Here is a 13,872-nt window from a genome sequence, read left to right on the forward strand (position 1 = left end):
GGCGGCCCGGCGGGCCGGCCGCTACGTGCATATGGCCGGCGCCGTCGGCAAGGATGCTTTCGCCGCGGAGGCGCTGGCCCTGCTCGATGATGCAGGCACCGACCTTTCTCTGATCAAACATGTCGACGGTCCCACAGGCACGGCGCTGATCCTTGTCGGCGGCGACGGCGAAAACATGATTGCCGTCGTTCCCGGCGCCAATGGCCAGGTCACGCCCACCGATGCCGAGACGGCGATCGGCCGCATGAACGAAGGCGATATCCTGATGCTGCAGCTCGAAGTGCCGGCTGCTGCCGTCGAGCGCGCGCTGTCGGCCGCCCGCGCCAAGGGCGTCACCAGCATCCTCAACCTCGCGCCGCTGATCCCCGATGCCCCGCGTCTCGGCCGGCTCGCCGATATCGTCATTGCCAACGAGACCGAATTCGAGCGGCTTGCCGGACAGGAAGGCATGGACGCCGCAGCGCGTGAGGCAGCCCTTGTGCGCCTACACGCGGAGACGGGCCAGACGCTGATCGTAACGCTCGGCGGCGATGGGGTCATCGCCATTCGCGACGGGGCGATTTCAAGGGCGCAAGGTCTCAAGATCGAACCTGTCGATACGGTCGGCGCCGGAGACACTTTCTGCGGTTATTTCGCCGCGAGCCTCGACGACGGCCTCGATTTTGTCTCGGCGCTGCGCCGCGCGGCGGTTGCCGGTTCGCTCGCCTGCCTCAAGGCCGGGGCGCAACCGTCGATCCCTTTGAGCGAGGAAGTCGCAGACAGGATATAGCCGCGTCTCTTTGCGAAGCCGCCGGCAAAACTCCCTGTAATTCAGGGCGTTTCGGCGATTTTCATGGCCCCGATCGATAGAGTTTCATTTAAATTTAAGAGATTTCCGGCGATGTTCCTCGTGGTCGCCGGCGCCTCCCGCCTTTCGGATTCCGGACGTCCACCGCATAATTCCTTAAATCGGAGTCGATTTAAGGACAAAATTATGCAGCGATTCAAAGTGCTACAGCGTCCTTTGCGGCTCTCGAAAAGATGCGCGGCGCTGTAGCCGGCTGCCCCATGATGGGGCGAGCCTTTGCTCCTGTGCCGGAGAATGCCCGTTCGGCGCATCCTTGCCCGAGGACCCCATGTTCATTTTTCGCATGAAATCGCTTGCCGCGAAACTCATCGTCATCACCGGCATCGCCATCGCGCTTGTTCTCATCGTTTCGAACTTTTTCCTCATCGGCCAGACCCGGGATCGCGTCCAGACGCTGACGATGGATCAGGCCAACCTCGAGGCAAAGTCGATCGCCAATGAAATCGCCGCCAATGTCGGCGAACTCGCCAGCGCCGCACGCACCATGTCGGGCGTCATCGGCCGCGGCCATGAAGGCAAATCGCTCGATCGCAAGGGCATGATCAATGTATTGAAGGCCAATCTCGAGCAGAACGCCTTCGCCTTCGGCAGCTGGTTCTGCGAGCAGCTCGGCGCGCTTGACGGCAAAACCACCGAGATCGCCAACAATAATGACGAAGGCACCAACAAGAACGGCGCCTTCACGCCCTACTGGTCGAAGACCAAGGACGGTGGCATTCAATATTCGACCTTCGATAATGATTATACCGCCGCATGGTGGAAGCTTGCCGCCGACAGCGGCAAGGGCGCGATCACCACGCCCTATATGGCCGAGGGAACAGATGTGCCGACGCTGCTGACCTCGATTGCCTATCCGGTCATGTCTGATGGTAAGATGATCGGCGTCGGCGGCGTCGACATTTCGCTGAAGTCGCTGACCGACAAGCTGCAGGCGCTGCATCCTTTCGGTTCGGGCCGCGTCACGCTGTTGTCGCAGGCCGGCAACTGGATCGTCGCGCCGATCCCCGACCTGATGACCAAGGAATATGACGGCGAGGGCGCCGACATCGTCAAGACGGCGCTGTCCAGCAAGCAGCCCGGTCTCGTCAGGAACCTCACCTATGACGGCCTCGATCCCTTCGATCGCGTCGTCTATCCGTTCGCGGTTCCCGGCGTCAACGCCACCTGGGTCGTGCTCGTCGACGTGCCGCACACGGCGATTAACGCGCCGGTGCGAGACCAGACCTACGTGATGATCATCAACGGGCTGATCGTGCTTGGTGCCGTCATGCTGGCGCTCTATTTCGCCGTCCGCTCTTTCGTGCAGCGGCCGCTCGGCGGGCTCGTCGCCAGCGTCAAAGCGCTGAGCGACGGCCAATATGGCGAACCGGTCGCTGCTCAAGATCGCAGCGACGAAGTCGGTTCGGTCGCCAAGGCGCTCGAAGGCTTCCGCTTCACGCTCGCCGACAGCCGCCGCCTCGAAGACGAAGCCGCCAGAGAACGGCAGGCGGCCGAGACCGAGCGTAGCCGCTCGGAATCGGAACGCCAGGAATCGGTGTCGCTGCAGCGCCATATCGTCTCGATCGTCGGCGCCGGCCTTTCCGCGCTGTCGCAGGGCAATCTTAGTCACCGCATCACCGACGAATTCCCCGGTGAATACGGCAAGCTGAAACAGGATTTCAACGCAGCGCTCGCGAGCCTGGAAGAGACCATCAACACGATGAACCTCAGCGTCGCCAATATCGGCTCCGGCACCGGTGAAATCAGCAACAGTGCTTCCGACCTCGCCAAGCGCACCGAGCAGCAGGCAGCAAGCCTGGAAGAGACGGCGGCCGCGCTCAACGAGCTCACCGCGCAGGTCGATTCCAGCGCCGAGAATGCGCGCACGGCAGCCGAGAACGTCAACCTCGCCTGCCAGGATGCCGAAAAGTCCGGCGAAGTGGTGCAGAAGGCGATTGCCTCGATGCAAGGGATCGAACAATCTTCGACGGAGGTTTCGCGGATCATCGGCGTCATCGACGAGATCGCCTTCCAGACCAACCTGCTGGCCCTGAATGCCGGTGTCGAGGCGGCGCGTGCCGGGGAAGCCGGCAAGGGTTTTGCCGTCGTCGCCCAGGAGGTGCGCGAACTCGCACAGCGTTCGGCCAATGCCGCAAAGGAAATCAAGACGCTGATCAACACCTCGGCCGTCCAGGTCAAGGAAGGCGTCGATCTCGTCGGGCGCGCCGGCGGCACGCTGCACAAGATCGCCGAACAGGTGATGGGCATCAACGACCTCATCCGGCAGATCTCGGCATCGGCCAGCGAACAGGCTGTCGGCCTGAAGGAAATCAACCAGGCCATGAACCAGATGGACCAGGTGACGCAGCAGAATGCGGCCATGGTGGAGGAAGCGACGGCGGCGAGCGTCGCACTCAACGACGAGGCGCAGACGCTGAAGGCGCTCGCCACCCGCTTCAATGTCTCGGGTTCGAGGAACGCCGCAGCCCTTGCCTCCGTCGCGCAAAAGATGCGGGCGCCGGCGGCTGCGGCCCCTTCGCTTCGCGTGAGCGCCCCGGCGGTCCGTCGCTCCCTTGCCCCGTCGCCTGGATCCGCGGCCGTGGCGCAGGACAGCTGGGAAGAGTTCTGATCGTTCAGCGCATCATAATGCGAAAGGCGCCTGAGAGATCAGGCGCCTTTTTGCATTCGAGAATCGATGCGTTATCGCGCGACGTGCGTCAGGCAGCGTTCGACGTCTGTTCTTCGTTGAGGAAGGCATAGATCGCCTGGGAGGAATCGGTGGCGCGCAGCTTGGCGACCAGATCGTGATCGCGCAGCACGCGGGCGATCCGCGACAGAGCCTTGAGATGATCGGCGCCCGCCCCTTCCGGCGCAAGCAGCAGGAAGACGAGATCGACCGGCTGGTCGTCCAGCGCCTCGAAATCGACCGGCTGCTCCAGCCGGGCGAAGATGCCGACGATCGAATGGATGTTGACCAGCTTGCCGTGGGGAATGGCGATGCCGTTGCCGACGCCGGTCGAGCCAAGGCGCTCGCGCTGCAGGATGACGTCGAAGATCTCCCGTTCGGAGAGCCCGGTGATCCTGGCGGCTCTTGCGGCCAACTCCTGAAGCAGCTGTTTCTTGGAATTTACTCTGAGGGCGGGAATGATCGCATCCTGATGGAGCAAATCTGCCAATGCCATTTCTTTTTCCTTCTGTCGCCGGGATCAGATAATGCAAGGAGCGGCGGCAATACCGCCGCTCACCACCCTGATCTCAGCCTTTGATACTGGCTGAATCGATCCAGCCAATATTTCCGTCGTGCCGACGGTAAACGATGTTCAGATGTTCCTTGCCGGGGCTGCGGAACAGGAGAAGCGGCTCGTCGGTCATGTCGAGCGCCATCACGGCGGTGGCGACCGACATGGTCTTCAACTGCTTCGTGCTTTCAGCGACGATCGCGGGAGCGAAATCGTCGGCGATTTCATCATCGTGATCAGGAACGGAATCCATAACCGTGTAGGAGACCTCTGCAAAACCATTCAGATGGTTTCCGGCGTGATGGTCCTTCAGCTTGCGCTTGTAACGCCGCAGCCGTTTTTCGATCCGCTGGGAGGCGGCGTCGAAAGCCAACTGCGGGTCGGTCGCCTCGCCGGCCGCATGCAACACCACCCCGCTGTCCAGATGCAGCTTGCAATCCGCCGAGTAACGAGAACTCGCCTTTTCCACGGTCACCTGGCCGGAATATCCCCCGTCGAAGTATTTCGTGATGGCCATACCAATTTGGTCCTCGATCTTTTGACGGAAGGATTCACCAATTTCCATATGTTTCCCGGATACACGCACACTCATGGAGTTTCCCTTCTTATGGTCGTTTGCGGGTATCAGTTTACGCCAAGCATCAGGTTCATCCAAGCACTTCGCGCAATCTCAAGCAAGATCGGCTTAGGCCTGCGGGTCCTTGGTGCCCTGGGGATGATGGGGATAACTCCAGATGCCGTTCACGGCACCGATTGCGGCGCGCTTCTAGCCACAGGTTACCGAAAAGTCAATAGGGCGGCGAATCACTATCAGCGGCACTCGGACAACGTGTGTCGGGTACCTTGCTGGGCAACGCATGCCGCCAATCACCACCCTAACCACCTTACGCGTTTCTCGCTTGCGTTGTATTCACCTTTGCGGGGATCGTCATGGCAGCGACGCCTGCTATGACGCAGACGAGTCCGATCCAGGCCGTCGAGCTCAGCCTTTCGCCGAGGAAGACGATGCCGATCGCAACACCGATCGGCACTCTGAGATAGGCTTGCGAGGTGGTTCCGACCGAGCCCAGCGTCTGGATGAGACGGAAATAGATCGCAAAGGCGAGCGCCGTCGAAAAAGCGGAGAGGGCAAGCAGCGCCAGCATCGATGCTGCCGAGGGATCGAGCTCCCAGGGTCGATCGACGACGAGGCTCATGGGCAAGAGAATGACCGCGCCTGAGATCAGCGAGCCGGCCGCCGGCACTGCGGGATCGAGCCCCTTGAAGTTCTTGCTGAAAATCGCGGCACCTGCATAGCAGATGGTCGCCAGGATGATGGCGAGTTGCGCCATCAGGCTTTCGCCGAGACCGCCGAGCGCTTCGACGCCGATGACGAGGCAGATGCCGGCAAGCCCGGCCATAACGCCGAAAAGCCGTCGCAGCGTCACCTGCTCATGGCGGGTCATCAGCACGGTCAGCAGGAAGGTGAAGATCGGCGTTGCCGAATTCAGGATCACCGCCAATCCGGCATCGACGGACTGTTCCGCCCAGGCGATCAGCGTGAAGGGAACGACGCTGTTCAGACAGGCCTGAACGAAAAACCGCCGCCAGGTCGCACGATCGCGCGGCAGGCGGACACGCCGGTGGCGCAGCACGGCCAGCAGAATGCCCCCAGCAATCAGCGTGCGGGCGGCGATCAACGTTATAGGTGGGATCGTCTCGACGCCGATCTTGATGAAGCTATAGGAGGAACCCCAAAGGGTCGCCAGCACCAGCAGCAGGAAAAGCTCCCTGGCGAGGTTCGGATTTCGCGGCGTCATCGTCGGCATTTCGATCTTCGTTCAAGAAAATTCAAAGGGTTGCAGCGCCGTTGCGCGTCTGAAAAGACGCAGGGCGCTGGAGAGGAATAACGGGATTTGCGGGCAGAATGCTTCGATCCAGGTCGAAGCATGACAGCGTCAGAAGCCGGCGACCTTGGCGAGCGCCCGCTTCTCGCGGCGGCGCTGGACCGAAGACGCGATGTTCATCGCCTCCCGGTATTTCGCAACCGTGCGGCGGGCGAGATCGACGCCGCCCTTCTTCAGCATGTCGACAATATCGTCATCGGAAAGCACCGCTTCCGGGCTTTCCTGCAGGATCAGCGCACGGATCTTGTGACGCACGGCCTCAGCCGAATGGCTGTCGCCACCAGCGACGGCGCTGATCGAGACGGTGAAGAAATATTTGAGTTCAAAGAGGCCGCGCGGCGTCAGCATATATTTGTTCGAGGTGACGCGGCTGACGGTGGATTCATGCATCTTGATCGCCTCGGCCACCGTCTTCAGGTTCAGCGGGCGCAGATAGTCGACGCCGTGCAGCAGGAAGGCGTCCTGCTGGCGGACGATTTCGCTTGCCACCTTCATGATGGTTTTTGCCCGCTGATCAAGGCTGCGCGTCAGCCAGTTGGCGGTCTGCAGGCAATCGGAGAGGAAGGCGTGATCCTCGCCGTTCTTTGTCACCCGGGAAAAATAGGACTGGTTGACCAGCACGCGTGGCAGTGTATCCGGATTGAGCTCGACCAGCCAGCCGCCGTCCGAGGAGGCTCTGACGACCACATCCGGCATGATCGCTTCGGAAACACCTGCCTCGAAACCACTGCCGGGCTTCGGATTGAGTTGGCGGATCTCGCCGAGCATGTCGAGAAGATCTTCCTCATCGACGCCGCAGAGCCGCTTCAACGTGGCGAAATCGCGCCGGGCGAGCAGTTCGAGGTTTTCGACCAGAACCTGCATGGCGGGGTCGTATCGGTCCTTCTGCCGGAGCTGGATCGCCAGGCATTCGGCAAGGCTGCGGGCGAAAACACCCGGCGGATCGAGGCTCTGGAGGGTGGCGAGCACGCGCTCGGCCTGTGCGAGGCTCGTGCCCAGCCTCTCGCCCGCCTCGACGATATCGGCCTGCAGATAACCGCAGTCGTCGAGCTGGTCGACGAAATTCTGCGCGATCAGCCGGTCGGCCATGTCAGGCAGGACGAAGGGGATCTGCTGGGCGAGGTGATCGCGCAGCGATACCTGGCCGGCGACGAAATCGTCGAGATCGTAGTCGGCGCCCTCGCCGCTGCCCGGCATCGATTTCCACTGGCTGACGAGCTCCGGCGCATCGAGGCGCTGCGGGGCGCCGTCATCAGGAAAGACATTGGTATAATTGGCGTCGAGTTCGTCGTTCAGCCGGCTCGTGCTGGCACTGCCGCCATTGTCATACCAGTCGCTGGAGAGCGCCTCGGCGCGGTTGTCATAGCCATCGTCCGACCCGGCATCCTCCGGCTGATGAGCATACTGCTCATCTTCGCTTTCGCCACGTTCTCCGACCGCCTCGCCGTCATTCGACGGAAATTCGAGCAGCGGGTTCTTCTCCACTTCCATGGCGATGAACTGGTTGAGCTCGAAATGAGTCATCTGCAGCAACTGGATGGATTGCATCAGTTGCGGTGTCATCACCAGGGACTGGGTCTGGCGCAGGAAAAGATTGGCGGACAGTGCCATGACGGACGCGAAACTCCCCTCGATTCCTCCGGGAAACCGCGTCCGATCAAGGCTTCAGGCCACGGAAATCCAAGTTGGCCCAAAAATTGCTTTTTTATTGTATTTGGTCAAGCGGAACTATGCCGACAAGGTGAATTTCTGCGGGCCGCCCGGTATCAGAGGCTGAAATTGTCGCCGAGGTAGAGCCGGCGCACTTCCGGATTGTTGACGATGTCGTTCGCCCGGCCATGGGTCAGCACCTCACCGGCATGGATGATGTAGGCGCGGTCGATCAGACCCAGCGTCTCGCGTACATTGTGGTCGGTGATGAGAACGCCGATGCCGCGCGCCGTCAGGTGGTGAACGAGATTCTGGATGTCGGCGACCGAGATCGGGTCGACGCCGGCGAAAGGTTCGTCGAGCAGCATGAAGGTCGGGTCGGTCGCAAGCGCACGCGCGATTTCGAGGCGGCGGCGCTCACCGCCGGAAAGGGCGACGGCGGCACTCTTGCGCAGCTTCTGGATATGGAACTCCTCCAGCAGCTCATTCAGCTTCTGCTCGCGCTCAGCCTTGTCCTTCACATGCACTTCGAGGACGGCGCGGATATTCTCTTCCACCGTCAGCCCACGGAAGATCGAGGCTTCCTGCGGCAGGTAACCGACGCCGAGACGTGAGCGGCGGTACATCGGCATGGTGGTGACGTCGTTGCCGTCGATCTCGATCGTGCCTTCGTCCACCGGCACAAGGCCGGTGATCATATAAAAACAGGTGGTCTTGCCGGCGCCGTTCGGGCCGAGCAGGCCGACAGCCTCGCCGCGGCGCACCACCAGCGAGACGCCGTTGACGACGCGCCGCGTCGCATAGGTCTTCGTCAGACCGCGTGCGATCAACGTTCCCTGATAACGGCTCTTGTCGGCGGCACCCGCAGCTTGTGGCCCGGGCTTGCCGAACATGGTGGATAGCGATGATAATTTCACGTGGGAGGCCGGCTTCTCAGTTCTGCTTCTGCTGCGGTGTATTCGGCTTCGATTTCGGATCGAGCTGAATTTGGACACGCCCGCCGCAGCTTTCAAGCTCCGCCTGGCCAGTCTGCATGTGAACCGTCAGTTTGCAGCCGGTAAAGACGTTCGGCCCGTCCGACAGGATAACCTTGTTCCCCTCATCTGCCGTGAGGATGAATGTCTGCGAGGCCATGTCGAAATTGCCGTCATCGGCGGTCGCCGTCTGCGTGCCCGAGGTCAAGAGGACCTTGTCCGTCACCAGGATCTTGTCGATATCTGCACTTCCCGATGCAAGCGAGGCCGATTGCTCCGGCTGGGCAGCGGGTTGCGCCCCGTCGGCAGCCGGCTTTGCCGCCTTGTCCTTGTAATAGACGGTCATCTTGCCGGACTGCATCGTCGTCGTGCCTTGAACGACCTTGACCTTGCCGGTGAAAAGCGCGGTGTGTTCCTGGTCATGGATCTCAAGCTTGTCGCTTTCGATCTGGATCGGCTGGTCGTTGGAAAGCTTCATGCCCGACATCGTGGTCGACTGCGCACCCGCGCCCGAGGCCGTCAGAATGAGGGCAAATGCGCCGGCAACGAATGCCATGCCTGTCTTGCAAGTGGAAATGCGACAATCTTTTGTCATGGATGACCCGGCTGGTTAAGTGCCCTGTTTATGGATGGTGGATGGATCGACATTCATGCGAACATTCCCCTCGAATGTGATCACCCGCCCCTTATCGGTTATCTCCATCGACTGCGCAACAATGGAGGCATTGTCCTTGGTGATGGTGACGGGATCGTCGCTCCGCATGTTTCCGCCCTTGATGTCGAGCTGGGCGGACTGGAAATTCGCATTGAGGCCGCTGCTCAGCACCAAAGTGAAGGGGGCCGTCATATGCAGATTGTCGGTAGTGCGGTTGTAGTCTGCGGTCGAGGCGACGACGCGGGCGATCAGGCCGTCATTCATCGGCACGGCGGCCTTGATGGTTTCGAGCGTGATGAGATTGGGATTGCGGATGTCCTGCAGCGCCCTTTCGGCCAGCATCGAATAGTTGATGCCGTCGGAATTGCGGCCAGCGATCGCCGGCTTTTCCATCACGACCTTGCCGTTCTCGATCTTGGCGCCTTCCAACTTGATGTTCTCGGGCAGATAGATGCGGACCAACGCCACCGCGGTGAGGCTCGCTGCGATGACCAGGGCCGCCACCGGCAGCAATATTTTCAGCCGCCGCACGCGGGCGGAATGGAACAACGCATCGCCATAGGCATTCTTGCCCGACCCTGAATAGGCGGCATGTCCGTTGTTCTTCAGGGTATCGAGCATAGGCCTCGTCCATGTGCGGTGATCGCCGCGCCTTCATAACAAAGCCGGCCGCCAATCACAGTTCGTTTCGCATTATTACATTGGCTTGCCAATATGGAATTTTTTCTGCAACAAGCAACAAAACGGAAAAACATTGAAAAGTGGCATTCGTACGGGCCGCTGCCACCCTATTTCACCGGGTCGATCGGCGGCATGCCGAAGCCGGTGCCAGCGCTGGAGGTTTTTATGGACAGTTCGATCATCGCGGATCGCCGTCGGCTGCGCCGCAAGCTCGGCTTCTGGCGCCTCATCGCGGTGGCCCTCATCGTGGCACTTGGTTTCGCCTTCTACCGCTTCGCCCTCGGCGATACCGGGACGGAGCGCCCGCACATCGCCCATGTGACGATATCGGGGCTGATCGTCGACGACGACGAGCTTCTGGAGCGGCTGAAGAAGGTCGAGACCAGCGACCAGGTGAAGGCAGCAGTGATTTCGATCTCCTCGCCCGGCGGCACGACCTATGGCGGCGAAAAAATCTTCAAGGCGATCCGCGCGATATCAGCCAAGAAGCCTGTCGTCTCCGACGTCCGCACACTTGCCGCCTCTGCCGGCTACATGATCGCCACCGCCGGCGATACCATCATTGCCGGCGACAGCTCGATTACCGGCTCGATCGGCGTCATCTTCCAGTATCCGCAGATCCAGCCGCTGCTCGACAAGATCGGCGTCTCGCTGCAGGAGATCAAGTCTTCGCCGCTGAAGGCCGAGCCCTCGCCCTTCCACGAGGCGAGCGAGGAAGCCAAAGCGATGATCCGCAACATGGTGGTCGACAGCTATAACTGGTTCGTCGACTTGGTCGCCGACCGGCGCAAGCTGCCGCGCGACGAGGTGCTGAAACTGGCCGACGGCACGATCTATACCGGCCGCCAGGCGCTGAAGGTGAAACTCGTCGATGCCATCGGCGGCGAGGCTGAGATCCGTGCCTATCTCAAATCACGCGGCGTCGACGGCGATCTGCCGATGGTCGACTGGGACAAGAAGAGCAATACGCCCTTTCTGCTCGCTGGGGCTGTTTCGCGGTTGATTACGATCTTCGGTTATGATGATCTCATGAAAACCCAGGATATCAATGGAATCCTGCCCCCAAAGTTGCTTCTTGACGGGCTGCTTTCAGTTTGGCAGGTTGGCCACGATTGATAAGAAATCAATAATTTAAGGGGGCGAATGTGATCAAGTCCGAATTGGTGCAGATTGTTGCCGCACGCAACCCGCATCTCTATCATCGCGACGTCGAGAATATCGTCAACGCGGTTCTCGACGAGATCACGGATGCACTGGCTGCGGGTAACCGAGTCGAATTGCGCGGCTTTGGCGCCTTTTCGGTCAAGAACCGCCCTTCTCGCTCCGGCCGCAACCCGCGGACCGGCGACACCGTCTTCGTCGAGGAGAAGTGGGTGCCCTTCTTCAAGACCGGCAAGGAGCTGCGCGAGCGGCTCAATCCCGGCCAGGCCGACGAAGAGGATTGAGCGGCGCGAACCGCCTGCGGCGAAACCGCACTTGAACTCGAGGGCCGTTTTCCTATTCTGGTAACGCATCGTGCTTTGCGCGTCTTACAAAGACGCGTCGTGCTGTAAGCATGAAACGCGCCCCTCAAAAAGACCGGCGCAATCTGCCGCGTGGAGACCTCAAATGGCCAAGAAGATCGTCAACCTATTGATTCTGCTGCCGCTCGGCGTCATCCTCATCGTCTTCTGCGTCGCCAACCGGCAGAGCGTCACGCTCGCCTTCAATCCGTTCCGGCCTGATGATCAGGTGCTCGCGGTTTCCGCGCCCTTCTTCGTCTTCCTGTTCATCGCGCTGATTACAGGCATGCTGATCGGCGCGGCCGCCACCTGGTTCAGCCAGGGCAAACACCGCAAGCGCGCCCGCACCGAGGCCAAGGAAGCCATCCGCTGGCAAAGCGAGGCCGACCGCCACAAGAACCGCGCCGAGGAGATCGCCGGGCAGCTGCCGGCGCGATAAAACCGGTCAATATTCGTTTGGCTCGGTTTCGGCGGCCGGCTTTCGGCGGCAGTCAAATCGGAAAAAAGCTCAGCTCCTCATAGTCGCCCTCCGGCGACGCGCCGTTGCCGGTCACATGGAAACCATGGGAAAGGTAGAACGCCTTTGCCCGCCGGTTCTTTACCAGGCATTTCAGCCGGTACCGGTGTTGCGGCCATTGCGGCAGCGCGTGCAACAGCGCCGTGCCGGCGCCCCGACCCTGGAATTCCGGTCTTAAGTAGAGCATGTGGATGAAATCGTCCTCCGGCCAGAGCGACAGGAAGCCGGCTACGCTGCCATCCGCATGCTCGCAAACGAAGACCGTCTCGCCATTGGTATGGGCGGCGAAATCCTCGCGATGGAACTTGCCGGGATCGACCCAGACGAATGTTTCGCGGCGCACGGAAAGATAAATCTCCGCGAGCATTTCCTGGTCTTCCGCCCGCGGCGGCCTAATGGTCCACGTCATCATGCCGATTTAAACGAAGCTCCAACCCGCGCCAAGCCTAACCGGCCGCCATCTTCGCGACGACCGCGGCATTGAAATCCGAAAAGAACCCTTCGGCGAGCTTTTGCGAAGCCGAGTCGAGCAGACGGGCGCCGAGCTGGGCGAGCCTGCCGCCGAGTTCGGCCTTCGAGCGGTAGTGCAGGATAGTCTCGGCACCCCTTTCCTCAAGCACGATATCGGCGCTGCCCCTGGCGAAGCCGGCAAGACCGCCCTTGCCTTCGGCCGACAGCGTATAGCTCTTCGGCGCGTCGACATTGGAAAGCGTCAGCAGCCCATGGAAGGTGGCGGACAGCAGGCTGAACCTGACTTTGATCGTCGCCTCGAAGGCGCTCGGCGAAAGCCGCTCGATACCTTGGCAGCCTGGAATGCAGCCACGCATGATGTCGGGATCGTTGAGTGCTGCCCAGACGACGTCCCGCGGCGCGGCGATGCGTTCTTCGCCGGTGAAATCCATTCGATGGCCCCATCTTCGATTCGCTCATCTTATCCCAGCGGGAAAGCGCTTTGCCAAGGCGGGACGGAATGTTATCTGCCGGGTTCCGATGACAGACATCTGACACACAAGGGATGGGCCGATGACCGACGAACTGAAGCCCTGGAGCGTGACGGCAAGCCGGATCACCTATGAGGACCGCTGGATCCGGGTCCGGAGCGACGATTGTGTCACCGCCGATGGAACCATCATCGCGCCCTTTCATGTGCTCGATTATCCCGACTGGATCAACGTCATCCCCGTGATGCCCGACGGGCGCGTGCTGCTGACGCGAGAATACCGGCACGGCCGCGGCGAGATTGTGCTCGGTCTCGTCGCCGGCGGCGTCGAACGCAGCGACAGCAACACCGGCGATACGGCGTTGGCGGCAGCCCAGCGCGAACTCCGGGAGGAAACCGGCTATGAAGCCTCGACCTTCGTCAAACTGCTCACCTCCTATCCGAATGCCGCCAGCCACAGCAACGCCGTAACCAGCTGGCTGGCGCTCGGCCTGAGCAAGGCCGGCGAACCGCGTTTCGACCCGGGCGAGAAGGTCGAGCTGCTGTTTACCGATCTTGCTGCCATCCTTGGCGACCTGCAGTCCGGCGCCGTCATCATGCAGTCGATGCATGTCGCAGCCCTCTATGCGGCGGAAAGCTGGCTTCGCACACAGGCCTCCGAGGGCTTGAAATAGGCGTTGCGCCGGGAGAACCCGCTCCTCTTGCCCGGGCTCAGGCGGCTGCGCAGTTGATCCGCCACGCTTTTCTGGGCTACTGCATATTCAAAGTGCTGCAGCGTCCTTTGCACGTCTGAAAAGACGCACGGCGCCGCAGCGGACACAAAGCCGATAAGACACCCCGACAGAGATGCGGAAGAGCACGTTGAAACAAAGAGAAGGCCGGCCGGGCCAGAAGAAAACATCAGGTTCTTCCGGTGAAAGCCGCAGGAACGATCGGACAGGCCGGCCGCCGAAGCCGGTCGCGCGGCCTGCGGCGGCCCGCGAGACAGTGCGCGAGGCTGCC

General features: G+C 61.2%; 15 protein-coding genes and 1 pseudogene. 7 read left to right on the forward strand and 9 right to left on the reverse strand.

All coding sequences use genetic code 11. The features are described from left to right. Together MOV76_RS34340 and MOV76_RS34345 are read left to right on the forward strand one after the other, a co-directional pair. On the forward strand, window positions 1-769 hold a 769-nt coding region (locus tag MOV76_RS34340; RefSeq protein ID WP_247266210.1), incomplete at its 5' end, for a ribokinase. A 346-nt stretch (window positions 770-1,115) separates the two neighbouring features. Further along, complete coding sequence (locus MOV76_RS34345; protein WP_247266211.1) at window positions 1,116-3,455, forward strand: methyl-accepting chemotaxis protein; 2,340 nt, start codon at window positions 1,116-1,118, stop codon at window positions 3,453-3,455. 88 nt (window positions 3,456-3,543) lie between these two features. On the opposite strand, the gene ptsN is transcribed toward MOV76_RS34345, so the two are convergent. From ptsN to lptC, 7 genes are all read right to left on the reverse strand, one after another. After that, window positions 3,544-4,008 (reverse strand): PTS IIA-like nitrogen regulatory protein PtsN, encoded by a 465-nt coding sequence (gene ptsN / locus MOV76_RS34350; protein WP_018244527.1) that lies wholly within the window; start codon window positions 4,006-4,008, stop codon window positions 3,544-3,546. A 73-nt stretch (window positions 4,009-4,081) separates the two neighbouring features. Then, window positions 4,082-4,657 (reverse strand): ribosome hibernation-promoting factor, HPF/YfiA family, encoded by a 576-nt coding sequence (gene hpf, locus MOV76_RS34355; protein ID WP_017958734.1) that lies wholly within the window; start codon window positions 4,655-4,657, stop codon window positions 4,082-4,084. Window positions 4,658-4,949: 292 nt separating this feature from the next. Next, window positions 4,950-5,873 (reverse strand): DMT family transporter, encoded by a 924-nt coding sequence (locus MOV76_RS34360; protein ID WP_168331361.1) that lies wholly within the window; start codon window positions 5,871-5,873, stop codon window positions 4,950-4,952. Window positions 5,874-6,002: 129 nt separating this feature from the next. Next, complete coding sequence (rpoN, locus tag MOV76_RS34365; protein ID WP_018244525.1) at window positions 6,003-7,562, reverse strand: RNA polymerase factor sigma-54; 1,560 nt, start codon at window positions 7,560-7,562, stop codon at window positions 6,003-6,005. 155 nt (window positions 7,563-7,717) lie between these two features. Further along, on the reverse strand, window positions 7,718-8,494 hold the full coding sequence (lptB, locus tag MOV76_RS34370) for an LPS export ABC transporter ATP-binding protein (RefSeq protein ID WP_003556077.1): 777 nt from the start codon (window positions 8,492-8,494) through the stop codon (window positions 7,718-7,720). 40 nt (window positions 8,495-8,534) lie between these two features. After that, the gene (locus tag MOV76_RS34375; protein ID WP_018244523.1) at window positions 8,535-9,170 is read right to left on the reverse strand and encodes an LptA/OstA family protein; all 636 of its coding nucleotides are present in this window, start codon (window positions 9,168-9,170) and stop codon (window positions 8,535-8,537) included. Window positions 9,171-9,185: 15 nt separating this feature from the next. Then, window positions 9,186-9,851 carry an LPS export ABC transporter periplasmic protein LptC gene (gene lptC, locus MOV76_RS34380; protein WP_018244522.1) on the reverse strand — a complete coding sequence of 222 codons (666 nt, stop codon included), beginning with the start codon at window positions 9,849-9,851 and terminating at the stop codon, window positions 9,186-9,188. Between the two features lie 225 nt (window positions 9,852-10,076). On the opposite strand from lptC, the gene sppA reads away from it, so the two are divergent. The 3 genes from sppA to MOV76_RS34395 all read left to right on the forward strand — a co-directional run bounded on the left by sppA (window position 10,077) and on the right by MOV76_RS34395 (window position 11,852). Further along, a complete protein-coding gene (gene sppA, locus MOV76_RS34385; RefSeq protein WP_026188591.1) occupies window positions 10,077-11,027 on the forward strand; it encodes a signal peptide peptidase SppA in 951 nt (316 codons plus the stop codon). A 29-nt stretch (window positions 11,028-11,056) separates the two neighbouring features. Continuing rightward, window positions 11,057-11,356, forward strand: a complete 300-nt coding sequence (locus MOV76_RS34390) for an integration host factor subunit beta (protein WP_003544934.1) — start codon at window positions 11,057-11,059, stop codon at window positions 11,354-11,356. 163 nt (window positions 11,357-11,519) lie between these two features. Next, window positions 11,520-11,852 (forward strand): LapA family protein, encoded by a 333-nt coding sequence (locus MOV76_RS34395; RefSeq protein ID WP_018447771.1) that lies wholly within the window; start codon window positions 11,520-11,522, stop codon window positions 11,850-11,852. Window positions 11,853-11,904: 52 nt separating this feature from the next. Here the strand turns inward: MOV76_RS34395 and MOV76_RS34400 are convergent, their stop codons facing one another. Together MOV76_RS34400 and MOV76_RS34405 are read right to left on the reverse strand one after the other, a co-directional pair. Then, the gene (locus tag MOV76_RS34400; RefSeq protein ID WP_026230891.1) at window positions 11,905-12,339 is read right to left on the reverse strand and encodes a GNAT family N-acetyltransferase; all 435 of its coding nucleotides are present in this window, start codon (window positions 12,337-12,339) and stop codon (window positions 11,905-11,907) included. Window positions 12,340-12,376: 37 nt separating this feature from the next. Continuing rightward, window positions 12,377-12,832 (reverse strand): carbon monoxide dehydrogenase subunit G, encoded by a 456-nt coding sequence (locus MOV76_RS34405; protein ID WP_047617260.1) that lies wholly within the window; start codon window positions 12,830-12,832, stop codon window positions 12,377-12,379. A 121-nt stretch (window positions 12,833-12,953) separates the two neighbouring features. Here MOV76_RS34405 and MOV76_RS34410 point away from each other — a divergent pair, with 121 nt between their 5' ends. Together MOV76_RS34410 and MOV76_RS34415 are read left to right on the forward strand one after the other, a co-directional pair. Then, the gene (locus tag MOV76_RS34410; RefSeq protein ID WP_247266212.1) at window positions 12,954-13,544 is read left to right on the forward strand and encodes an NUDIX hydrolase; all 591 of its coding nucleotides are present in this window, start codon (window positions 12,954-12,956) and stop codon (window positions 13,542-13,544) included. A 187-nt stretch (window positions 13,545-13,731) separates the two neighbouring features. Continuing rightward, window positions 13,732-13,872, forward strand: a pseudogene (locus tag MOV76_RS34415) (class I SAM-dependent rRNA methyltransferase); the annotation flags it as partial.

Source organism: Rhizobium sp. PRIMUS64 (assembly GCF_023006465.1).
Lineage (GTDB): Bacteria > Pseudomonadota > Alphaproteobacteria > Rhizobiales > Rhizobiaceae > Rhizobium > Rhizobium leguminosarum.